The sequence below is a fragment of the Paenibacillus soyae genome (assembly GCF_024623455.1).
Taxonomy (GTDB): Bacteria; Bacillota; Bacilli; order Paenibacillales; family Paenibacillaceae; genus Pristimantibacillus; species Pristimantibacillus soyae.
This window is the reverse complement of the sequence record NZ_JANIPJ010000020.1, coordinates 109992-135110: the sequence shown is the minus strand read 5'-3', so window position 1 is coordinate 135110 and position 25119 is coordinate 109992. Positions and strand designations below refer to the sequence as shown.

The 25119-nt window shown below is 55.0% G+C and carries 12 protein-coding genes; 8 read left to right on the top strand and 4 right to left on the bottom strand.

What is annotated here, in order from left to right:
* Nucleotides 1-220 precede the first annotated feature (220 nt).
* Nucleotides 221-1006, bottom strand: coding sequence for an AraC family transcriptional regulator (locus NQZ67_RS23595; protein ID WP_257450766.1), 786 nt, complete (start codon nt 1004-1006; stop codon nt 221-223).
* A gap of 185 nt (nt 1007-1191) precedes the next feature.
* Here NQZ67_RS23595 and NQZ67_RS23590 point away from each other — a divergent pair, with 185 nt between their 5' ends.
* Nucleotides 1192-5844, top strand: coding sequence for an S-layer homology domain-containing protein (locus NQZ67_RS23590; protein WP_257450764.1), 4653 nt, complete (start codon nt 1192-1194; stop codon nt 5842-5844).
* 69 nt (nt 5845-5913) lie between these two features.
* On the opposite strand, the gene NQZ67_RS23585 is transcribed toward NQZ67_RS23590, so the two are convergent.
* The 3 genes from NQZ67_RS23585 to NQZ67_RS23575 form a co-directional block, all read right to left on the bottom strand.
* Nucleotides 5914-7200: a glycoside hydrolase family 27 protein gene (locus NQZ67_RS23585; protein ID WP_257450762.1), complete on the bottom strand. Its 1287-nt coding sequence runs from the start codon at nt 7198-7200 to the stop codon at nt 5914-5916.
* A gap of 108 nt (nt 7201-7308) precedes the next feature.
* Nucleotides 7309-8193 (bottom strand): AraC family transcriptional regulator, encoded by an 885-nt coding sequence (locus NQZ67_RS23580; RefSeq protein ID WP_257450760.1) that lies wholly within the window; start codon nt 8191-8193, stop codon nt 7309-7311.
* A 35-nt stretch (nt 8194-8228) separates the two neighbouring features.
* Nucleotides 8229-10535: an AraC family transcriptional regulator gene (locus tag NQZ67_RS23575; RefSeq protein ID WP_257450759.1), complete on the bottom strand. Its 2307-nt coding sequence runs from the start codon at nt 10533-10535 to the stop codon at nt 8229-8231.
* Nucleotides 10536-10843: 308 nt separating this feature from the next.
* On the opposite strand from NQZ67_RS23575, the gene NQZ67_RS23570 reads away from it, so the two are divergent.
* From NQZ67_RS23570 to NQZ67_RS23540, 7 genes are all read left to right on the top strand, one after another.
* Nucleotides 10844-12379 (top strand): extracellular solute-binding protein, encoded by a 1536-nt coding sequence (locus tag NQZ67_RS23570; RefSeq protein ID WP_257450757.1) that lies wholly within the window; start codon nt 10844-10846, stop codon nt 12377-12379.
* A gap of 89 nt (nt 12380-12468) precedes the next feature.
* Nucleotides 12469-13422, top strand: coding sequence for an ABC transporter permease (locus NQZ67_RS23565; protein ID WP_257450754.1), 954 nt, complete (start codon nt 12469-12471; stop codon nt 13420-13422).
* A 26-nt stretch (nt 13423-13448) separates the two neighbouring features.
* Nucleotides 13449-14327, top strand: a complete 879-nt coding sequence (locus tag NQZ67_RS23560; protein ID WP_257450753.1) for a carbohydrate ABC transporter permease — start codon at nt 13449-13451, stop codon at nt 14325-14327.
* 24 nt (nt 14328-14351) lie between these two features.
* Nucleotides 14352-15929, top strand: coding sequence for a glycoside hydrolase family 43 protein (locus tag NQZ67_RS23555; protein ID WP_257450785.1), 1578 nt, complete (start codon nt 14352-14354; stop codon nt 15927-15929).
* Nucleotides 15926-17482, top strand: coding sequence for a glycoside hydrolase family 43 protein (locus NQZ67_RS23550; protein WP_257450752.1), 1557 nt, complete (start codon nt 15926-15928; stop codon nt 17480-17482). Before NQZ67_RS23555 ends, NQZ67_RS23550 begins: the two co-directional genes overlap by 4 nt.
* A gap of 245 nt (nt 17483-17727) precedes the next feature.
* The gene (locus NQZ67_RS23545; protein WP_257450751.1) at nt 17728-24018 is read left to right on the top strand and encodes a pectinesterase family protein; all 6291 of its coding nucleotides are present in this window, start codon (nt 17728-17730) and stop codon (nt 24016-24018) included.
* A 16-nt stretch (nt 24019-24034) separates the two neighbouring features.
* On the top strand, nt 24035-25045 hold the full coding sequence (locus NQZ67_RS23540) for an S-layer homology domain-containing protein (RefSeq protein ID WP_257450750.1): 1011 nt from the start codon (nt 24035-24037) through the stop codon (nt 25043-25045).
* The last annotated feature ends 74 nt before the right edge of the window (nt 25046-25119 follow it).

The following is a 25119-nucleotide window of genomic DNA, read 5'->3' as shown; positions in this document are numbered from 1 at the left end:
AACATAAAGAAAATAGCCATGCACCTCGCTAGGCAAGCGGGGTGAGTGGAACCACCGGTTTTTCCTCCAGTGATTTGTTCATTACGGAACCACGCTTCATAAAAATCGGGGGTTTCCCAACAGCCTGATTTTTGCCTTATATAAAGGCAATTTGCATCATTATTTACACCCGCGCATCTCGCCTCAGTCCACCAAAAAGGCTTTGCGGATTCGCCCTAGACTACTGCACGTTCCTCCGGTATTCATTAGGTGAAATCCCGTATTCCTTCTTGAACGAGCGGTAAAACGAACGAAGGCTGTTAAAGCCCGACTCGAAGGCGATCTCCGTCACCGGATTTGTCGTAGACAACAGCAGCATTTGCGCAAGAGCGATCCTGCGGTTATTCACGTAATCGGGAAACGAGGTGTGGAGCTGGTCCGAGAAGATTCGGGATATATGAAACTTGCTGAGCCCAAGCTCCTTGGCAAGCAGATCCAGCGTAATAGGCTCCAGGAAATGCAGGTCGACGTAGGCGAGAATCCTCTGTATGCTGTCCAAATCCCGGGTATATTCGAGCTTCTTCAAGGACAACAAGGGCAGCACATGCCCCAATACGACTGATATGTATGCTTTCAGCAATCGCTGGTCGCAATCCGCCGTGTATAAGCGATATAGATCGTTAAGCATGCCGGGGACGGGCTCCATCAGCTGCTGCCTGCGTACCATCGGTCGATCGGGTACGTAATGGGTCAAATCCCCCGTGAAGTCTCCGGGAAAAGCCGCGTCAAAGAAGTAAAGCAGAATGCGGCTGCTTGTTATCGTTTTGTAGCTGTGAGGCTGATTCGGGTAAATAACGACCATATCTCCTTCGGAGAGGACATGCTCCTCCTCGTTCACCGTAATATGGATGGTTCCTTCCAAAACGAAAGTGATCTCTACATGCTTATGGATATGAAGCGGATACGTATTGTTTGTAGAGATAAAGGTATGAAAGGGCTGAAGTCGGTGCTGGTATTGGATTTTCATGACGAGGCCTCCATATCGGCAATCGAATCTTCTTTCATTTTATCGTAAATCTATTGTAGGGAACTACAAGAATTGGCATAAAAAATAAATGATATGGCAGGTGCCGATGATGCTCAAGGTTTAAAATGATGGCAAGGCGAGCAGGAGAGCTCTCCGCATCTATTATTAATGAAGGGAGACAACGAATGAACAGAAACAATAACGGGTTCAGATTCAGAAAGGTTTTGGCCGTTTTTTTAAGTTTTTCGATAGCGCTTTCATTAGCGTGGGTCATTCCAGGCGGTACGACGGCCATTCAGGCTGAGGAAGAGCGCTTCTCCGGCGCCGACATCCTGGCGTTCCCAGGGGCGGAGGGCGGCGGCGCTTATACAAGCGGCGGTCGGGGCGGCGACGTATACATCGTAGATTCATTGGAAGATTACAGCGAAAGCGAAGCCCCAATCGAGGGTACCCTTCGAGACGGCATTGAATCCACTCCCGCGGAAGGACGCACGATCGTGTTCCACGTATCGGGAACGATCGAGCTGGAGCGCTCCTTGCGCTTCGCGAACATCAAGAACCTCACTATTGCCGGACAGACGGCGCCGGGCAACGGGATCACCATAGCAGGCTGGGATACCAATATTAGCAACTCCGAAAATATCATCATCCGGTATATCGCTTTCCGTCCAGGCGCGACGAACGTGTTCGGCGGCAGCGATTCCATGGATGCCCTATGGGGAAGAGACAACAACTACTTCATTCTGGATCACTGCTCCTTCAGCTGGAACACGGACGAGACTCTCTCCGCATACCGCGGCGAGAACGGAACGATCCAATGGTCGATCATCTCGGAAAGCTTAACCCTGTCGGGTCACTCCAAAGGAAGGCACGGCTACGGCGGTATTGCGGGCGGGGACAAAACGACCTTCCACCACAACCTGTACGTCAGCCATACTTCCCGTAACCCAAGACTGGGAGGCGGCTATGCGGGCGCTGCCGATGCGGAGCATGTGGCCGTGCTGCAATTTTCCAACAACGTTGTTTACAACTATGGATTTAACGGGGTGTATGGCGGCGGCTTTACCTTTACGAACTTTATGAACAACATCGTGCTGCCGGGACCAGGCACCAGAGACGCCGTAGCGAATCAGATCATCGATGCGGGGGAATCCGGCAAGCTGGGCGGCTTCTATATTAACGGCAACCGCATCGTAAATGAGACCATGGATGAGACGACAGGCTTGCTGACCGGATCCTCCGAGCATGTGAAGAACTCCGGCGACAGCAGCGGCGACAGCATCACGACTTACGCAACCGAGCCTTTTCTGTCCGCGGACAGCACGGGCGTCAACTCCGGGGTAACGAATGAAGCCTTCGACGATTATGTGACGAATGGCGTTGTCGCAGCGAATGACCAATTGCTGAGCGACATTTTGGCGCAAGCGGGCGCGACATATCCGCGCCGTGACGCGATTGATGCAAGAATCGTAGCGGAGGTAGAGCAAGGCCTCGGCCGATATATCAATACCGAGAACGAGGTAGGCGGCTATATCAGCGAGTTTGGCGTCATTGAGGAGCAGCGGCCTGCCGACTTCGATACGAACGCGAACGGAATGGCCGACGCATGGGAAGCGGATCAAGGAATCCTGAATGACGAGGATGCTTATCAAACGATTACCGACAGCGGCTACACTTGGCTGGAGCTTTATATCAATGGTCTCGTCGATATGGATCATGCGGCCGAAAACCCGGATGCGCAGTTGGCGGCACCGGTGAACAACGCTCAAATCGCGTTAGGCGATGCGGCCCAAGTCGAGGTGAACGCCTCCTCCGCATTCGGTCACGATATCGCGAAGGTTGCCGTGTACAATGGATCCCAGTATCTTGGCGACGCCGTACTAGACGGCGACAAATACGTGTACGCGATCGAAGGACTGGCGGATGGTTCCTACTACATTTCCGCCAGGGTTACCGACTCCGAAGGAAACGCGACCCAGACAACGGCTGCTCACGTCCATGTGAACACGGATAGCGGCACATTAGGCGAAGACTGGATATCCGCGGATATCGGCACGCCGGACGTTCCCGGTACGGGAAGCATGACGGATGGCGTCATAACGGTAAAGGGAAGCGGCAAGCTTGGCGTGAGCGAAGGCGTAACCGCGCAATCCGAGGAAGCGGATTCTGCCGTGGATGATTTCCATTATGTATACCAGGAAATGACGGGGGATATGGAGTTTACGGTGAAGCTGGAAGAGATCGGAGCCGTCGACAACCATGCCTTCACAGGACTCATGGTTCGCGACGGCTTGACCGAAGACAGCGCGGCCGCGGCGCTAGGCTTATCCTGGGTGAAGATTTCCAATGCCTACTGCTGGTCGGTTTATTTGGCGGGCAGAGATGCGGAAGGCGAAGCCTTCGACGAATTAACGGAAACGCTGGACAGCGCTTCTAGAGCCGAGGAAGCGGGCTTCCAGCTTCTGCCGGACATTCCGTTCAAGATTAACGGCGTGGAGCAAGGGTATTGGCTTAAGCTAGGCCGCAAAGGCGATACGTTCTATGCCTACGGTTCCTTGGACGGCGAAGAATGGACCCCGATCGGCGAGAGAACGATAGCGATGGACGGTTCCGTATTCGTTGGTTTCGCGGTAGACAGCAATGACGTGGCGAATGCGCTCAAGCAGCTAAACTACGCGAAATATTCTAATATAAGCTTGAAGGACAGCTTCAAGCCGATTGGCGAAGACGATGAAATGGGACCATTGGTGCCAGTGGATGGCTTGACCGAAATCGATCAGGCCGAATTCCTTACCGTAACGACGGACGGCGCCAAGATGGTTCTGGAGCAAGCGGCAGCCGAAGGCAAAATGACGAAGTCCACGGCAGACCTGGCTTCGAATGTGAGCTATCTGGTGTTTCCTGAAAGCAATGCGAATGTCACGATGGAGATGGACGTGACGATCACTTCCACGACATCGGCCAGCAATGACATGGGGCTTTATGTCGGGGCGTTCAACATCGGAGATAACGAGGAGCTGTTTGCTTCCCTTGGATTCAGGAATGGCAGCAGCCAGTCCTTGACCGGAATATGGAGCAAGCTGGGCAAGGAAAACCTCGCGGCGGGCAACGGCAGCAGCCAGACGAATAACGGCAGCGCCAACACGAAGCCTTCCTACAAGCTGGGTGAGACGTATCATGTCACCTTTGTGAAATCCGCAGACGGCTATGCGGTTCATTATACAGGGGTTGACGAGAATGGGGATCCGCTCGACGCGACCAAGGTGTTCAAAGCGACGGAAGCCGTGCTCTCTTCCCTTGATTACCTGGACGAGGAAGTACAGCTTGGATTCGCTCTTACGGGAGTAACCGCGGAGATTCGGAACCTTGAGCTGAAGGATGAATACGGCCGACTGATGTACGCGCAAAATCCGATCCTGGTAACGGATATTGCCGTCAGCGGCGCCGAAGGGGCATCCGCCATTACGACCAAAAGCGGCACGCTGCAGATGAATGCCGAGGTAGGTCCGGTGAATGCGGTCAACAAGGCCGTAGCTTGGGCGGTATACGAGGCAGACGGAGCTTCAACCGATAAAGCCGTCATCTCTGAAGGCGGAGTGTTAACCGCTGCCAAGAATGGTACGGTCAAAGTGGTCGCGACGGCTAAGGACGGCTCGGGAGCGACAGGAAGCGCGACGATCGCCATTAGCGGGCAAAGCGGCGCAAGCTCCGACGGCGGCGGAAGCAGCTATATACCGGCTCCCGCAGATCCGGGAACGGCATGGGAGCTTCAAGAGGCTTCTGCCGTTGCGAGTCTGGAAGAAGGGGATACGGAAGCCGTCTTCCCGATCGGCAAGGTGAAGGGGCTCGGCGACCGCGCTTTGGAGGTCCATTCCTCCGACGTCTCGATGAAGATCCCGTCCTCCGTGCTTGGGCAGCTGATCGAACTGCTGAAGAATGGCACGGATGCCGATTTGATCGTACGCATGGAGAAGGAAGACGCGGAGGAAGAGGGAACGATTCAACCTAATCTGAAAGCAGGCTCCGCCTTCTATCAGCTTGAGCTGCTCGTGAAGGATCAAGACGGCAAAGAATGGTCGCTCTCCGAATTTTCGGAGCCTGTCCAGATCGTATTGCCTGCCCTAAACCAAGGGCTGGACCAAGCGCTTCTCGGTATTTACGTGTATGAGGAGGACGCTGAGGAATGGCAGTACGTTGGCGGTAAAGTTGATGCCGACAATGGCACCATTACTGCCTGGGCCCCTCACTTCAGCCAATATGCGGTGATGGAATTCGATAAGCGCTTTGCGGATGTTCCCTCCACCCATTGGGCCTATGAAACTCTGAAGGTTCTCGCCGCGAAGCATATCGTGACCGGAATGACAGATACCGAATTCGAGCCCGAAGGCCTGACGACCCGCGCTGAGTTCGTAAAAATGCTGGTTCATGCGTTAGGACTCGAGGCAAGCGGCTTCGAGCTTCCATTCGCGGATATTGAAGCTGGCGCTTGGTATGAGGCGGCTGTCGGGGCAGCCTATGAGGCCGGAATCGTAAACGGCGTAACCGAGCAGGAGTTTGCGCCTGAGGAGCGGATTACCCGCGAGCAAATGGCCGCGCTGCTTGTTCGGGCATACGATTATGTCCATCCGTCCGAAGCGGCAGCTGAAGCTGGCAATTTGGCAAGCTACCAGGATGGAGCTCAAGTGTCGGACTGGGCTCGCGCGGATGTGAGCAAGGCTATCGAGCTGGGCTTGATGCAAGGGCAAACTGCGGACACCTTCGCTCCGCAATCCGATGCGGAGCGCGCGGAGACGGCGCAAGCCATCCTTAATCTTATGGCGGCATTGGATTTGATGTAAACGGACAAAAAAGGCATCTTGGACCTGGGGGTCCAAGATGCCTTCCGTTTGTGATGGAGGCGACAAGCATTAAGCTTTAGTCAAAGCATAAAACGCCGACGCGTGAGGCGGCAATACCGCCGACACCTGATCGGAGGCGCTTCCGATGTCGCGTTTCGCCCACAGGTCGCGGATCGCATAAGCGCCTGTCAAATCTAGCTGGCTCAAAGTGACCGACACTTCGGTCTCTTCCTCGCGCAGATTGAACAGCGCGACGTAGATCTGGCCGTTCTCGTCCTCCGAGGTCCAAGCCGTACGGTCCTCCTCGCGATACACCATGCGGGCGTTGCGGCCGTCCCGATGCGCTTTCAGAATCTCTTCATTGGTCAGAAGAGACAGCGTCCACTCGTCGTTGTCGCGCATCTCCCCGCCGAACATAAGCGGCGAGCGGAAGATGCTCCACAGCGTCATCATCGTGACCTGCTCGTCCTTCGTGAAGCGGGTCCAGCGATCCGCTCCGCCGCCGTCTACCGAGCGGATGCCGAGATGGCCCAGCGGTAGCATATCGCAATCCGGCCATTGTCCGGGACCGACATGCGGAGCCCACTTCTCCGCGCGCTCGAACATCTCGTAGAGAAGTCTCCATATATCCCAGAAGTCGTCCGTCATCCGCCACATATTCGCGTTATCCTTCAGCAGCTCGGCATGGTCGAGCGGAGCGGGGCCTGGAGACAAGCTGAGCACCATGTCGCGGCCGCATTTGTCGATCGCGCGACGGATCATCCGAATCTCCTCCGCATGGATGCCGTACAGGCGCGAAGCCGCGATATCATCTACCTTGACGAAGTCGACGCCCCATTCGGCGTACAGCTCGAACAAGGAGTCGTAATAGGCCTGGGCGCCTTCCTTGCGCGGATCGATGCCGTACATGTCGGTGTTCCAAGGGCAGATGGAATTCGTATGCGCGATATCCCTCGCCGTGGCCGTCGTTCCTTTGATCGCCGTGCCCGCATGAACCGCCTGACGCGGTATGCCGCGCATAATGTGGATGCCGAATTTCAGCCCCAGACTATGGACGTATTCGGATAGAGGACGGAAGCCCTGACCGCCGGCCGAAGACGGAAAGCGGTTCGCGTCGGGAATTAACCGGGAATACTCATCCATCTCCAGCGGGACGAACGGTCTATAATGCGAGGATACCGCCCCCGGCTCGGACCATTGAATATCGACCACGACATAATCCCAGCCGAACTTCAGCAGATGCTCGGCCATGTATTCGGCGTTTCCTCTGATCTCTTCTTCGCGAACGGCGGCTCCGTAGCAATCCCAGCTGTTCCAGCCCATTGGAGGCGTTAGCGCCCATTGATGATGGTTCATGGCATGACACTCCCTACTATTATTTTGCTCTTCTTATCCCAAGTATAGAGCAAATAAATAGGGGGATCTACGCGAAGTTTTTGCTTTCTCTTGTACAATATTGCTCTCCTATCTCAGCGTCATTCGGTTGACGGGGACCACGGCGTTGCCATGCCGGTAATCGCTGGGACTGCACCCGATATGCTGCTTGAACACCTTCGTGAAGTAACTGCCGCTCGCATAGCCGACTTGTCCGGCGATCTCCTCGAGCGACAACGACGTGCTCCGGATCAGCTCCACGGCCTTCTCGAGTCGAATCTGGGTCAGATGCTGGATGGGCGTCTGGCCCGTTGTCCGGGTGAAGAGGCGGTTGAAATGATATTTGGAAAGCGCGGCTTGCTCCGCGATCTGCTCCAGCCCTATAGGTTGATGAAAGTGACTGTTCATATATAGAATCGAATCGCGGATAGCCGACGGCCATTCTTCTTGCGAAGAGGAGGGGAGCCGGCTGAACCGGTGCAGCTCCATCATGAAGGAATACACGAGCGCGGAAGCTCGATACAAGTCGTCGATGCGATTCGTGCTGGCCTCGCGGTATAGATTATAAATGGCATGAATCGGCGGGCTGTCCAGCGGGATGGCGGACACGGGACCGATCCGCCGAACCGTTTCCTCCCACAAGGCCTTTAGATGATAGGGACGGACCAGGATGAATATGAACTCCCAATGCTCGCTCTGCGGAGGCAAGTAATAATGATGATCGCCGGGAATCTCTACCATAAACGCGTGGTTCGGAGGAACGTTATGCGTCACCCCGTCAATAACGACGGCGCCGAAGCCCGAGATCGTATATTGGAACAAGTACAGGGGACCGTCCTGGCGCTGCCTTCCATGCCAGCTGTAATCCCGGTCGGTCTCATTATAATAACCTGCGCAATACAGCTGGAACACCGAGTCCATGTCCCCCTCTGAGAAGCGATAGCCGTATATGCCGTGGCTTAAGGATTTGAACATGTTAAGCCTTCTTCCTTTGAATCAAAATGTAGGCGTTATTCCATTCTGCTCTGATGATTTTTGCGATACTGGCCGGGCGTAATCCCTTCCAGCTTGCGGAAGTACCGGATGAAGTTCTGCGGGTTGTTGTAGGTCAGCCGCTCGGCAATGTCTTTGACCGGAAGATCCGTCTCGATCAGCATTTTCTTCGCCTTGTTCAATCGGAACATTGCCAAATATTCGCTGAACGATACGCCGGTCTCCTTCTTGAAAATATTGCTCACATAGAACAGATTATAATGCAGTCTAGACGCGCATTCGTCCAGGGTAAGGTCTCTGTCGTACTCGTTCTCGATCATATGGATAATTTGCTCGCTCATATTATGGTAGGTCGACTTCTGCCGGTCGCGGTATACCTCAAGGATCGGAGCGATCACCTTCTTCCGGAACCAGGCTTCGATCTCCGAGCTGATATACATTTGCAAGAGCTGCTCGTAAAGCGACTGTTCTTCGGCAGCCAGTTGCTTACGGGGGATGCCCGTTTCCTGCATGAGGATCATGAGCTCGTTGAGAAGACAAATTAACGAGATTTGATATTCATGAGGCTCCCGTTCCTTCTGGAAGACTTCCGCCAGCCATTGACGCAGCGCTTCAAGAGCCCGCTGTTCATCCGCGATGCGAATGGAGTCGATAAGCTCGTTCTCGAATTGTTTGGGATAGAAATACACGTTGCTGTGATTGCCCGAGTTGATGCTGAAATATGGGATGATGACGCCTTTCCCCAGCTTCATGCGATGCTTCAGCGCTTCCACGCCTTCCCGGTAAGCGCGGGAGGCATTAAGAAGTTTGTTGAAGGGCAGGCTGATGCCGATGCTTACGTCCAGATCCAGGTAGCTCCGGATATTGCTTTGCATCCTCTCCGTCAAATTATAGATGTAATCGTTAAAGGCGACCAAATCCGTTTGATCGCTGCCTATCAGGATGACATGGGTTTGTTCAATGATTATCGTAGGCATCCGTTCCTCTTGCGGGACCATTTCTTCAATAATGTTATTGATGGCGAACAGCAGCAGATCTAGGTCTGTCTGCTCGTAACGGGTATCCTCCAGCAGATCAATCTGAAGGGTAAGAATAATCATATGATTCCAGGGCAGCAGCCGATCCTGCAGGCCGAATAGCCGAAGCTTGTCTTCGGTCTCGGAGACGCGGTTCGTGCCTAAATATAGCTTGTTGAGAAAAAGGCTCATGGCCTGCTCGCGATGTCTTCCTAGCTCCGTGGTCAACGTAGAGATAGATGTAAACATGTCCCGGAACTGATCGCTCATGAGCTGGATTTCGTTCCGGTTTCCTTGTTTGCCTTCCGGCACGCGTTGCACCACATCTTGAAACAGACGCCGAATCGGCGAATAGACGTTGCGGCTGCCAATCCATACCATGCCAACCGACACTAAGACGATGGCCAAGCATACATAGAGGGTGAACCATCCGATATCGCGGGATTCCTGGGTAAGCTCCGACAGCTCGGTAAAAGAAATAAACGTCCACTGGTTAAACGGCGACTTGACATAGGAAACCGTCTGATTATGATTCTGCGACAAGAATTGGCCGGAATCGCCTTCCAGCCGAGAAAGCTCGGAGGCTTCTAGATAGCCTAGTTCGTCCAGCTGGGCTCCGATTCTGTCATGCTGCGGATGAATAAGTACGCGATTTGAAGAATCGAGCACCATAATTTCACTGGCGGAAGGCTCATTAATCATGTCGGCCAAGTTGCACGTTGGAATCGTTGCAGCGGCGATCCCGCGCTTCTCCGCGGATAAGTATGGCGTTTTTTTGGCGAGCACGATGGAATATTGACAGTTAAAGCTGGAATCATAGGTCGAGCTGATTTTATCCGTCTCGACGATGGTCCAGGAAGTAACGGCTTCCTTATTCATGAATTCCACCAACAGATCTTTTTTCTCGAACGACTCGAAGGTAGATAAGCCTTGATTATTAATCATCCAATCGGATACATAACTAGCCAATATCACGTCGTCTACTTTGGTGATCGGCGACTTAAGCAAAGCCAATTCTCGGGTCAGGTTATTAAAACGGTCGAATTTTCTGTAGTTCAGGTCCTGATAGATGGATTCTTGCACAAGAGACGTATTAATGAGGTAACTCATGGTATAGTCAAGAGAACGCAGCAGCTGCTCCATATTGGCCCTCAGCTGATTCAAAGAATCAAGGCGGCTTTCATTCACATGGCTTTGAATGGATTCCGATGATTTCTGATAGGAGAAGTAGCCAAGCATCATTAAGGGAATGATGCTCACGGCACATCCGAATATGATCATCTTCGTATATATGCTGTGTCTATTCATTAGAACCGCCTTTCTATTTCGGAAAGTGCTTACATTATAATTGTAGCGTTCTATGAAGACTTGCGACAATAATCAATTTCGAGTCAATAATCATCTTATTTGCCGAACGCGGGACAAGCCCTATTATAAGGCTCATTGCCGGTATGATCTATCTCAAGGCCGATAATCAATTTATAGACGCGGGCGGCAAAAGCCGTTTGCGGCGGTGGTTTCGTTATGCAAATGAACGGAGCATTTACGTAATCATGCTCCAATCCTAGAATGGGAACTGTCACAACCCAATCCATTTAAAAAACGGAGGTCATGAAATGAAAGGGAGAAAGCTAGCGACAATAGTGCCCGTCGGATTAGCGATGGCGCTAATGGCCGGCTGCGCGGGAAGCAATGATCCGGCGCCGTCCGCAAGTTCGGGCAACACAAATCAAGGAGCAACCGAGGAAACGTCCGCGCCGAAGGACCCAACCAAAATATCCATGATAGCAAAGCTCCATGTCGCGGAAGTGCCATCGGACAAATTAGAAAAGCTGCTCGAAGAAAAAACGAACACGGAGCTCGACATCCAATGGGTGCCGAACACGATCTACGAGGATAAGATCAATGCCGCTTTCGCTACGGGCGCCTTGCCGATGGCCTTCTCAGGCGACATTAACAAATTCCGCGAGGCTATCGTCGACGGTCAGTTCTGGGAGATCGGTCCTTATATGGACGAGTTCGAAAATTTCAAAAACCTGAATCCTTCCGTCCTTCGGAACATGGAAGTGGACGGTAAGCTATACTCCCTCTATTCGGAGCGGCCGTTGTCGCGCCAAGGGTTAATATTCCGGAAGGATTGGGCGGATCAGCTGGGATTAGCCGCGCCGACGAATCTGGACGAGCTTTATAACATGTTGAATCAATTCAAGAATAACGATCCGGATCAGAACGGCAAAAACGATACGATCGGACTGACCGATCGCAGCGATATGGTATACGGCGCGTTCAAAACCGTGGCATCCTGGCACGGCACGCCGAACTACTGGGGCGAGAAGGACGGCAAGCTTCTCCCGGAATTCATGTTCACGGAATATATGGATACGATGAAATTTTTCCACAAGCTTCATCAAGAAGGGTTGATCAACCAGGATTTCCCTGTAACAAGCAAAGAGGATCAACGCGCCCTGTTATTTAACGGCACGGCAGGAGCTTATATCGGCTCGATGCCGGATGCATGGGGACTTCAGACGGAGCTGACCAAAATCAATCCAAATGGCGTGTTGGACGTTCACAACCGTATCGAAGGGCCTCACGGGCTCGGCGTGTGGATGGCGGTGCAAGGCGGAGGCGAAGTTCTTCTCTTCCCGAAATCGTCCATTAAATCCGAGGAGCAGCTAAAAGAAGTGCTGTCGTTCTATAACCAGCTGATGTCTCCGGAGGTCGCCAATTTGGCGCTGTGGGGAATCGAAGGCGAACATTATTCGGTGGAGGACGGACTTGCGAAGCCGGCCGAAGATACGGCCATGCTGGATCGCGAGGTGAAGCCGTATTCGGTCATCGCGATCGGCGGCGAAATGTCGATTCCGGACCGTCTCCGCGCGAAATGGGAAGATCCGATCAAACAGAAGGCGGAAGATCTGGTGCTGGACAACAATGAGTTCCTCATCGATAATCCGGCCGCTCCGCTGGAATCCAAAACCTTCGACGAGATGGGCGAGCGTCTGCAGCAAGCCATCAACGATGCGACTTACAAGTTCATTCTTGGAGACATCGACGAAGCCGGGTTCCAGAAGGTCGTGGACAAATGGCTTGCCGATGGAGGGCAAAAAATCATCGATGAGTATACTGCAGCCTATGAGGCCTCCAAGTAGGATGGCTTAAGATGAGTCCGGCGGGGCTGCGGCCATGCAGCTCCGTCGTTCCTCATGGAGCAGGAGAAGGAAGGGAGTAGGTCCGAGCAATGAACCATACGAGCGCGCAAGTCAAAGCTCTGCCCCGTTTATCGCGCAAAGAAGGCCTGGCTAAGAGCCTCATGAAAAATGGCGCCTTATATTTTATGATTTTGCCCGGTCTTTTATATTTTTTGATCTTTAAGTACTTACCCATGTTCGGTTTGGTCATCGCCTTTCAAGATTACAAGCCCTATCAAGGAATTTTCGGCAGCGATTGGGTAGGGTTCGCTCATTTCGAACGATTATTTTCCGAACCGATGTTTTTGAATATTTTGACGAATACGCTGGTTTTGTTTGTATTGAACCTTGTGATCTTTTTCCCGGTGCCCATTGTGCTTGCGCTTATGCTGAATGAGGTCAGGCAGCAAGTATTCAAGCGCATTATCCAAACGATGGTTTACATCCCCCATTTCATGTCGTGGGTCATTATCGTTTCGATATCCTTCGTGATGCTGTCCATGGACCGCGGATTGATTAACGAATTGCTGGTTGCCGCGGGCTTCGAGAAGGTAAACTTCCTAATGAATCCGGACTGGTTCCGCCCGATGTACATCCTACAAATTATATGGCGCGAAGCGGGCTGGGGAACGATCATCTATCTGGCGGCGATGGCTTCCATCGATCCACAGCTGTATGAAGCGTCTCGAATCGACGGCGCGGGACGGTTTCGGCAAATTTGGCATATTACCCTCCCTTCCATTAGAAGCGTTATCATCGTCCTTCTGTTACTCAAAATCGGGGACGTTCTGGAAGTCGGGTTCGAACATATTTTCCTGCTGCTGAACGCCATGAATCGCGAGGTCGGCGAAGTGTTCGATACTTACGTATATTTAGCCGGCTTGCAGCAAGGTCAATTCAGTTATAGCGCCGCGGTAGGATTTTTTAAATCGTTTGTCGGGCTCGCTTTGGTGATCGGGGCGAACTGGCTGTCGAAGAAATTCGGCGAAGAAGGCATTTATTAATTATCAGCAAAGGAGGGGGCGATGGTATGGTTCAAGACAAATCATGGGGAAGCCGGCTTTTCGATGGAGTCAATATCTTTTTGCTGGCTATCGTAGGGATCGTCACCGTGCTTCCGTTTATTCACGTGCTGGCCGGCTCTTTCACCACCGTCGGAGAGCTGGCTAGAAAGCAGTTGGTCCTATTTCCGACCGAGTTTACGCTTGACGCGTACCGCTACATTTTCACGACGAATACGGTCATGAAGTCCATGGGCGTTTCGATTTTCGTTACCGTTGCCGGCACTGTGTTCAGCATGCTGTTAACCGTACTGATGGCGTATGGGTTGTCCAAAAGAGATTTGCGCGGACGCAGCGCGATCATGTTTCTAATCGTTTTTACGATGCTGTTCAACGGCGGGTTGATCCCTTCATTCCTGGTCGTCAAAAGCTTGGGACTCATCGACAGCTACGGCGCTTTGATTATTCCTTCCGCCATGAGCGCCTTTAACTTAATCATCATGCGCAACTTCTTTCAGAACTTGCCGGAAGGGCTCGAGGAATCGGCCAAAATCGACGGAGCGGGCAGCTGGGGCATTCTGTTCCGCATCGTTATTCCGCTGTCGATGCCGGCAACCGCGACGATTTCCTTGTTTTACGCCGTCAGCTATTGGAATACGTATTTCCAGGCGGTTATGTACATTAACGATGCCGGCAAATGGCCGGTTCAGGTCATACTGCGGCAAATTGTCATTCTGGCAAGCGCCCTGACAGCCGATACTTCAGGCTGGGGCGAGGATGTTCTGCCTCCGGCGCAAAGCGTGAAGATGGCGGTTATCGTGGTCGCTACCCTTCCTATTCTTATCGTGTATCCGTTCCTGCAGAAGCACTTTGCCAAAGGCGCGCTGCTGGGAAGCATTAAAGGTTAAGAAGGGAGTCATGAGTCGGTGGATATGCAAAAAACATTCCGGAATCCGATATTAAGCGGCTGTTATCCCGATCCGTCGATCTGCCGGGTAGAGGATGATTACTACATGGTCACTTCCAGCTTCGAGTATTTTCCCGGCGTCCCGATCTTCCATAGCAAGGATCTGGTGAACTGGCGGCAGCTTGGCCATGTGCTGGACCGTCCGTCCCAGCTGGACCTGGACGGCACGCCGAGCTCGAAGGGGATCTATGCGGCTACGATTCGTTACCGCGAAGGCGTTTTCTATATGATCACGACGTTCGTGGAGAGCGTCACGGGGGCGCGCCGCAACTTCTACGTGACCGCAGCGGATCCGGCAGGTCCTTGGTCGGAGCCGATCTGGCTGGAAGGAGCGCCCGGCATTGATTCTTCGTTCTTCTTCGATGACGACGGCAAAGCGTATGTCATGGCGAACCGGGTGCCTCCCGGCGGCCAGCAATACCCGAAGCATATGGAAATCTGGCTTCAGGAGATCGACCTCGGCAAGGGAGCGCTTATCGGCGAGCGCTTCAGCCTCTGGGACGGCGCGATGAAGTTTATCCATGCCCAGGAAGGTCCGCATATCTACAAGGTGGACGGCTATTATTATTTGCTCATTGCCGAGGGCGGGACCGGCCATACCCATTCCGTAACCGTGGCTCGAAGCCTGAGCTTGACGGGTCCCTACGAAGGCTGCAAGTCGAATCCGATCCTGACTCACCGTCACTTGGGGAGGAGCGCGGACATTGTCAACGTCGGCCATGCCGATCTGGTGGAGACTCAGGCGGGAGAATGGTGGATGGTATGCCTAGGGTCCAGACCGTACGGGGGCTACTACCGGAATTTAGGCCGGGAAACCTTCCTCGTTCGCGTCGAATGGGAGGATGGCTGGCCGGTCGTGAATCCGGGCAAAGGCGTTGTCGAGCTGGAGTCGGCCAGGCCGAATCTGCCCGAGCATCGGTTCCCTATTCAGCAGAGCGTGGATGCCTTCGACGGTGAGAAGCTAGATGACCGCTGGAATTTTCTGCGCACGCCGCGCGGCGATTTCTGGAGCTTGAAGGAGAAACCGGGCTGGCTGCGGCTGCGGCTGAAGCCCGAGCGGCTGACGGAGTTCGCGAACCCCAGCTTCCTTGGCCGCCGGCAGCAGCATATGAGCTTCGCGGCGAACGCCGTGATGGAATTTGCCCCACGGTCGCACGGGGAAGCGGCGGGCATCGCTCTCTATATGAGCCACGAGTTTCATATTCGCTTCGAATATGTCATGGAGCGCGGCGTAACGCAGCTTCGTCTGGTGTCCTGCAAGGGAGGCGAGGAGCAGAAGATACGGACTGACTCCGTTCATGCGAGCCGTCTCTACCTGCGTGTAGAAGCGGCCGGCCAGCGCCTTCGCTTCGACTATGCGGAGCAAGCGGGGGAATGGAAGACGCTGGAGGACGAGGTGGACGGTACGATGCTGAGCCCCGATGTGGCGGGAGGCTTCCTTGGCGCCTATATCGGCTTGTATGCGACAAGCAACGGGGAGATTAGCGACAATGCGGCCGATTTTGATTGGTTCGAATATGTGGGCGAGGAGATGCGGAGATGATTCAAAATCCGGTATTGCCGGGCTTTAATCCCGACCCGTGCATGATCCGTGTCGACGATGTCTATTACATCGCGGTGTCGACATTCGAATGGCTGCCGGGCGTACGGGTATACGAGTCGAGGAACTTGGCGGAATGGAGCTATTGCACGGACATTCTGACTCGCGAGGTGAATCTGCAGGGCAATCCGAAGAACTGCAGCATCTGGGCGCCCCAGCTAAGCTTTCATGACGGTTTGTTCTATCTGATGTATACGGACGTGAAGAGCACGAAGCGTCCATTCAAGGATTCCCATAACTATTTGATCACGGCGCCGTCGATCCGCGGCCCGTGGTCCGAGCCCGTCTACCTGAACAGCAGCGGCTTCGACCCCTCCCTGTTCCATGACGATGACGGCCGCAAGTGGCTGCTTAACGCGTTATGGGATTATCGGATTACGGAAGGGAACAAGTCGAGCGGCATCGTCATTCAGGAATACGATGCCGAGCGCAAGGCGCTTATCGGCGAACCTTTCAAGCTGTTCGACTGCACGCCGCTGAAGAAGACGGAGGCGCCGCATATTTACAAGCAGGCCGGCTACTATTATTTGATTACCGCCGAAGGAGGGACGGGACGCGGCCATGCCGTTACCGTAGCCCGCTCGCGGGAGCTGCTCGGCCCCTATGAGGTCGATCCGCGGAATCCGATGCTGACATCCAGCGACAACCTGGAGCTGGAGCTGCAGTGCGCCGGGCATGGCAGCTTGGTAGAGACGCCGCAGGGCGAATGGTATATGGCGCATCTGTGCACCCGCCCGATTGACGGCGAATATGCGATATTAGGCAGGGAGACGGCTGTGCAGCAAGTGTACTGGGACGAGGACGGCTGGCTGCGATTGACGTCCGGCGGCTATTGGCCGCTCATGGAGGTTCCGCTGCCGCAAGGAGCTAGCTTGTCCGGCGAGAACATTTCCGATTTTGTCGATGAATTCGACGGTCACGTACTGGATCCTCTATGGAATACGCTGCGGGTGAACGCGTCGGAGGAGTGGTGCTCCTTGTCCGAGAAGCCCGGCGCCTTGCGCATCCGTGCGGGAGAATCGCCTCAGAGCTTGTTCCGGCATCATCTCGTGGCCTTTCGGCAGAAGGATAGGAGCTTCCGGGTTGAGACGGAGCTGGCGTACGAGCCGTCGTACTATTTGCAAATGGCGGGCCTCATGCTGTACCTCAATGAAGATAATTATTGGTACGCTTACGCTAGCCATGAAGAGGGCCTCGGCAGGGTGCTGAGGGTTATGCGCTGCGAGAAGGACAGCTTCGTGCTCGAGCCGACCGTCATCGAAGCGCAGACCGGAAGTCTCGTTCAGCTGGCGGTAGACGTCGAGGGCGCTTGGGGGCAATTCTATTATCGCCTACAGAGCGCGGACGAATGGCTGCCCCTGGGCGAGAAGCGACATATCGGCTTTCTCTCCGGCGGCTTTACGGGCAACTTCATCGGCATCGGGGCGCATGACATGAATCAGTACCAAGGCAGCTATGCGGACTTTCATTATTTCCGTTATCAGGGACGCGATTAACCTCTCCGATAACGGCCTACAAATTCCATACCTTACACCAACGCTCGTTCAGCCTGATGCATCGGATTATCCGTAAGGCGGAACGAGCTTTTCTCCATTACGGATTGAGAGCGGTTACATGGCGTGGGGAAGCTTGAAAGGGGTGATGCGTTAACCAATAAACATCAGAGGGCCTGGGCGAATTCGTCTAGGTTAGCCAGCATGGGCAACTATTTCTTAAGAACGTAATAAAAGGAGGATTACCATTGAAAAAGTTTTTATCGGGCTTATTGGTTGCGGCAATGCTGGTCAGCCTGCTGCCGGGCATGGCGGCGGCCGATACAGCCGTGGATGAAGCGGCGGGGAACAATGCCCTGCCGGTCGAAACCGCAAATGAAATATCGCAAATTCCGCTTCCTGCCTTCCCGGGAGCGGAAGGCGGCGGCATGTATACGACGGGCGGACGCGGCGGGGACGTCTACGAGGTCACGACGCTGGCCGATTCCGGACCAGGCTCGCTGCGTGAAGGCGTCAGCCGCAGCAACACGACGATCGTCTTCCGCGTCGGCGGCACGATCCATCTGGAATCGCCGCTCCAGATTACCGGCTCGAACGTGACGATAGCCGGTCAGACGGCTCCCGGCGAAGGGATCACGGTGTCCGATTACTGGACGTCCTTCCGCGCGGACAACGTTATCGTACGTTATATGCGCTTCCGGCTCGGCGATCGGCATATGAGCGAGGACGACGCCTTCGGAGGCCGCTATTATAAGAACATCATTCTCGATCACTGCTCGTTCAGCTGGTCCGTGGACGAGGTGCTGAGCATGTACGCCAACGAGAATACGACCGTTCAGTGGTCCATTATCTCGGAGAGCATGCTGATGACGACGCATCAGAAGGGCAGACACGGCTATGCGGGCATCTGGGGCGGCAACAACGCGACGTTCCATCACAATCTGATCGCCCACAACGTCAGCCGCAATCCAAGGCTAGCCGGATCTCCGGGCTTTCCGTTCGAGATGTTCAACAACGTCATCTACAACTGGGGCTTCTTCTCCGCTTACGGAGGCGAGCAGGGCAATTACAATCTGATCAACAACTATTACAAATCCGGTCCGAACACGTACCGCAACATGCGAAACAGCGTGTTCCTCGATGTGGCGCCCGAGACGAGGATCCATATCGACGGCAATTACATGGCAGGATATCCGGATGTGACGGCGGACAACTGGAAAGGCGTAGGCGCGGTTCCGAATCCGGCTTCCAAGCTGGCGGAACCGGTCGTGATGCCGAATCCGTCGTATCCCGAGACGGCGGAAGCCGCATATGAGAAAGTGCTGGCGGGGGCCGGAGCGACATTGCCAAGACGTGACGCTATCGATGCCAGAATCGTTCACGAGACAGTGACGGGCACCGGCAAGCATATCAACTCGCAGAAGGAGGTCGGCGGGTATCAGGAATTCGAGCAAACGGTCTCCACGCTCGTCGATTCCGATCACGACGGCATGCCGGATGATTGGGAGACGGCGAACGGATTGAACCCGAGCGATGCCGCCGACCGCAACAGCCTTCATGCATCCGGTTATACGTTCCTCGAAGTGTATCTGAACGGCATCGTAGGAGAAGGCTTCGTCAACCCGGAGGTCGGAATGACAGCTCCCGCGAATAACCTGATTGCCGCAGAGGGAGCGACGATCGAGATCGCCGCCCATTCGTCGGACAGCGACGGTACAGTAGCCAAAGTCGAGTTCTATGCGAACGACGTCAAGCTTGGCGAAGACGACGCGGCGCCTTATACGTACAGTTGGAGCAGCGCGCCGGAAGGAACGCATTTCTTGACCGCGCGCGCCATTGACGACTCGGGCACTTCCACCCAGTCGAGCAACGTGGCGGTTCATGTTAACCGCGAAGGAAGTATCGCGCCTTGGCAATCGGCCGATATCGGCGCGCCGGGCATAGACGGACACGCGCAGCTAGGCGCATCCGGCACGGACGTTGTCGTCAAGTCGGCCGGAGACATTGCAGGCCGCTCCGACAGCTTCCACTTCGCGTATCAGCCGCTCGCGGGGAATGGCGAGATCGTAGCAAAGATCGAGCATGTGACCGCAACGGATGACGGCGCGGAGGCGGGAGTCATGATTCGCGAAAGCTTGGACGCGGATTCCCGGTTCGTCGGCCTCTTCATTCCGTACGTGAAGGGCGGCCAGAAGTATATCGGCTTGACCCGGAGCTCTGTCGGGGCCAACCTATCGGTGAAAGAGCCGGAGACGCTCACCCAGACGCCGAACTGGGTGAAGATCGTCCGTCTAGGCGATCAGTTCACCTCGCTTATGTCGAACGACGGCCAGAGCTGGACCGTGTTCGACAGCGTCACGATGCCGATGGGCGAGACCGCGTACTTCGGCCTCGCGGCTGACGCGTCGAAGCCGGATGACGATGTGGACAAATACAATGCGTCCACCTTCAGTAATGCGGCAGCCTCCGCCTTGGACGCGGATTATCCGATTGCACCGTCCGGGTTGACGGCGACGCCGGGCGACCAAGCGATCGCATTGTCCTGGAGCGAGGTTGAGACCGCGGATACGTACAACGTCCTTCGAAGCGAGCTGCCGGGAGGACCGTACGACCAGATTGCCGGCGGCATTACAGAGGCGGGTTATACGGACACGGGTCTGACGGTCGGCAAGACCTATTATTATATCGTGACGGCTCAGAACGGCAAAGGAATTAGCTTTGCTTCCGCAGAGGCAAACGCGGTACCGGAAGGGGAAGCCGGAACGATTTATTTGGTCGACGATGACTTCGAGAGCGAGGAGCTGGACACGACGCCAAGCGGTTACGCTGTGACGCCCGATCCGCAGGATGCCGATCATAAGCTGGTCGTGACGGGCATGCCGGAAGGGATGACGGGCAATGCATCGGACAAAGCGTTAATGCTGTACGACAACGCGCCGGGCAACTCGCAGTTCGTCAAGCGCTTCGTGCCGCAGCTCGGAACGGTCATCATAGAGGCGGACGTCGCGTCCTCGGGCTGGCCGGGCACCTCTGCCGTGTTATCCCTGCAGAATGATTCGGGCAGCCGATCCCCGCTGACGATTGAGCTTCGCAAGCCGGCGCTTCCGGCTCCGGATCCGAATTACACGATGACCTATAAGCTGAACGGAGCGGATCACAAGCTGATCGAACCGCCGGCGAACAATCAGTGGTATAACCTGAAGATCGTAGCGAACGTGGCTGCGCACACGGCGGATATCTACGTCGATCACGTATTAATGGCCGACGACGTGCCTTTCCAGGCTGACGTCAAGGCAGACGGCATAGGCCGCATTTCGGCCAAGACGCCGGGTACCGGCAAAGGCACCATGTACTATGACAATATCCGGGTGTATGTCGAGCCTGTCGAGAGTCCGAAGGGCTTGCTGTCCGTGCCTGGCAACGGAAAGGTCAGATTGGAATGGTTAGCGGCGGAGAGCGCAGCTTCCTACAATGTGAAGCGCAGCGTATCCGATGGCGGACCGTACGAGACGATCGCCACGGGCGTAACCGAGCTGACGTACATTGACGAGACGGTCGCGAACGGAACGACTTATTATTACGTGGTGACCGCGACAGGGGCGACCGGCGAAAGCGGAGCCTCCAATCAGACTTCGGCAACGCCTTCGGAGGAAGCCGTGAAGCCTCAGGCGCCGGCTGGCCTGACCGTCATCGCGCGCAGCTCGCAGGCGGAGCTGGTCTGGGAAGCCGTCGAGTATGCGACTTATTATACAGTGAAGCGCGCTGACAGCTCCGAAGGACCTTTCGTCGCGGTTGCTCCCCGTCTAACCGATCTGAGCTATCGGGACGGAGGACTAGAGAACGGCAAGACTTACTATTACGTCATATCGGCGACGAGCGTTGCGGGCGAAGGAGACGATTCGACGGCCATCAGCGTATCGGCTTATTCTCATCTTTCTACTCCCGAGTTGTCGGCGCGGCCGGTGACTGGCGGAGCGGTTCTCGAGTGGGAATCCGTACCGGGAGCAGAATCCTATGCGGTCAAGCGGGCCGAGCAGCCGGTTGGTCCGTATACGGTCATTGCCGGGGAAATAACGGGCGTCAGCTATACCGATTCGGGATTAAACAACGGCAAGCCTTATTATTACAGAATAACCGCGGTAAACGGAAATACGCATAGCTTGGATTCGAAGCCGGTAGGCGTGCAACCAACCCGCGAGGATGGGACGCCTGCGGCTCCTGCGGCGCTGTCCGCCGAGCCTGGCGACGGAAGCATCGAGCTTGCATGGGAGGCTTCGGCAGAGGCCGATCATTATACGGTAAGAAGGAGCGCCTCCGCGGAAGGTCCGTTCGAAACGGTCGCGGCTGGCTTGACGAGTACGGGGTGGACGGATACCGGTCTGGAGAACGGCGTCCGCTACTACTATCTGGTCACGGCATCGAATGAAGAAGGAGAGGGAGCATCCTCTGTGTTGGTAAACGAAATGCCGGCTCCGGTACTGACCGTAGCGACGGATAACAGCGCGGCTTACAGCAAGGTGCAGGATGCGATAAACGCCGTTCCGGAAGATCGCGAGTTCCCGACCATCATTCGAATCCAAGACGGCGTGTACCGCGAGAAGCTGGACATTCCTTCGAGCAAATCCCCGATTCGTATGATCGGCGAGAGCAGAGACGGAACGATTCTCGTATACGGCGATGCCGCCAGCACGATTGGTCCGAACGGCTCGGCTCTAGGCACATCCGGCAGCTACAGCTTCCGGGTGCAGGCGAATGATTTCACGGCCGAGCATCTGACCATTCAGAACGATGCCGGCGATGATGCCGGTCAGGCCGTCGCGTTGTACGCTTCGGCAGACCGCTTGACGTTCCGCGATGTCAGCCTCAAGGGCTGGCAGGATACGCTGTACGCACACGGAGGAAGACAATATTACGTAGACAGCTATATTGAGGGCGACGTCGACTACATCTTCGGCGGCGCTACGGCCGTATTCGAGAACAGCATCATCCACAGCTTGAACGGAGGTTATGTGACGGCGGCATCCACGGCGGACGGCAGCGCGGGATATATCTTCGTGAACAGCCGATTGACGGCTGAGCCGGGGCTGACCGGAGCGGTATCGCTTGGGCGACCTTGGCGGCCATTCTCGAATGTCGTGTATATCAACAGCTATATGGAGGACCATATCAAGCCCGAGGGCTGGGATAACTGGAGCAATCCGGACAATGAGAAGACAGCGCGATACGGCGAATTCGCGAGCTACGGTCCAGGAGCGCTGCAGCAGCAGAGACATAAGTGGACGAAGCAGCTGACGGCGGAGGAAGCGGCGGAGCTTCTGCCGGAAGTCGTCCTAGCGGGCAACGACGGATGGAATCCGACCGCAGCCGCATCGCTGGCCGACGGCAGCAACGAGCTAAGCGGCCTTACCTTGGATGGCGAGGCGCTGGCAGGCTTCGATCCGGGCAAGCTGGATTACGAAGTCGCGCGGAGCGAGGAGAGCGGCCTGCCAATCGTGGGCGGCATTGCCGCTTCTGACACGAGTGAAGTGTCGATCGAGCAAGCCGAAGCGGTTCCCGGCACGGCGGAGATTCGCGTGACTGCGCAAGACGGCACGGTTAGGACGTACACCTTGCAATTTAAGGCAGCATCGGAAAACGGCGAGCATTGGGCGGCGGCGACGATTGCCGGACCAGCTCAAGCGTATGCAGGGCAATCCGTCGAACTTAAGATCGGTGTAGAGCATGTGGCGAAGCCGTTTACGGCGTTCGATGTCGTACTGCAGTACGACCCCGCCAAGCTGGAATTCAGCACCGTTGCAGGCGACAATGGAGCGCCGGTTCTTTCGGAAGAAGCCATTCTGTCCTCCCGTGACAACGTTCATGTTATTGGAACGGCTATACGGCCTGCAGAGGGACAAATTCGCGTCATTCTGGTAAGTGCAGGGGAGGGACACTCCGTTTCGGAGGCTGGAGATTTGTTCCAATTACGCGGCAAAGTGAAAGCCGATGTGTCATCCGGATATGTGAATGCGGCATTGACGAAGTTCGAGGTTTCACGCGGCGGCGAAGCCGGGCTTGCGGATATCTCGGGAGCCAGCCATTCGATCGGCATCGGTCAAGCGCCGCCTGTCGAATCGGATAAGACGGCACTCGCTCAAGCTATCGCCATTGCGCAGAATAAGCTGGCGGCGGCTGTCGAGGGCAATAAGCTCGGCATGTTCCGAGTCGGCTCGAAGTCGGAGCTGCAAGCGGTCATCAACGCATCCGAAGCGATCCGTGCCAATGCGTGGGCAACGCAAGCGCAGGTTGATTCGGCAACGGCCGCATTGAACAATGCGATACAACATTTCCAGACGCAGTTCATTAGCTTAATAGAAGGACAGACGCAAATTACGATCCGGGATCTATCTACTATTGCGAAGTACTTCGGCATCACATCGGATGATCCGAATTGGAGCGAGGTTGAACAAGCGGATCTGTTCGAGGAAGGCGTCATCAATATTCGCGTGCTTGCCGCGGTAGCTCAGATGATTTTGTCGGAATGGAGCGCCGAATCCTAATAAGAGAGGAACACTCATGATTCAACATCTGCGTATTCTATTCGCTCTCGCGTCACTATTACTGATTGTTCAACTATTTCCAAGCATGGCGGCGGCCGACTCTCGGCCGACATTCTCGCTGGAAGCGATTGTGAAAGGGGCGAGGGTGCAAGTCGAAGTGACCGGGCATCAGTTGTCTGATGTCTACGCTTACCAGTTCCAACTCGCATACGACGAGAAGCGGTTGCGATTTGTCGCCGCCGAAAGTCCGATTAAGGGCTTCACGGTAGAGCCAATTGTGAAAGAGGGCAGCATTCTGTTCGCACACTCCAAGATCGGCAAGGCAGAAGGAACGGACGGGAAAGCGACGCTAGCCTCCATCACGTTCGAAATGAAAGCAGGGGGAAGCTCTGAATTCACGCTTCATGATATCGGGCTGGTGGATTCCGAGCTCTCCATGGTCGAACTGGAAACCAATACGGTGCTTCGCACCGTACTCCCGGCCTTGTTTCCTGATATTGCCGGACACTGGGCGGAAGCGTCCATTCAGAAGGCTGTCGAGCTTGGTTTTGTAACGGGCTATCAGGATGGCACATTCCGTCCTGAGCGGCAGGTAACCCGGGCGGAGTTCAGCGCCATGATTGTACGGGCGCTTGAATGGCCGGCTCCGATTGACTCGGAGCTTCCATTCACAGACCGAATGTCTATTCCGAACTGGGCTAGGAGCGATATCGCGGCAGCCGTTGAAGCCAAGCTCCTCAAAGGGTATGAAGACGGTACGTTCCGGTCCGAGAAGCTCATTACGCGCTCCGAAATGGCGGCGATTATCGTAAGAGCTAAGGGGATCACGCCAGAGCTTGGACTTAAACCCGTCTTTGACGATACGGGCGACATACCACTGTGGGCTCAGCCTTACACGGCCGTTGCCGTCCAAGAAGGATTAGTGAGAGGAATCGGGAACAACCTTTTTGCGCCGCTGCGGAACGCAACTCGAGCGGAGGCGGTCCACCTCATTGTTTCCTTGAAATCCATGCTGAACGAAGCATGATTGGAATAAAGACCGGAGTCTGCCAGCCAGGCTCCGGCTTTTCCTTGAGAATAGCAAAAAAGAACAACTTTAAC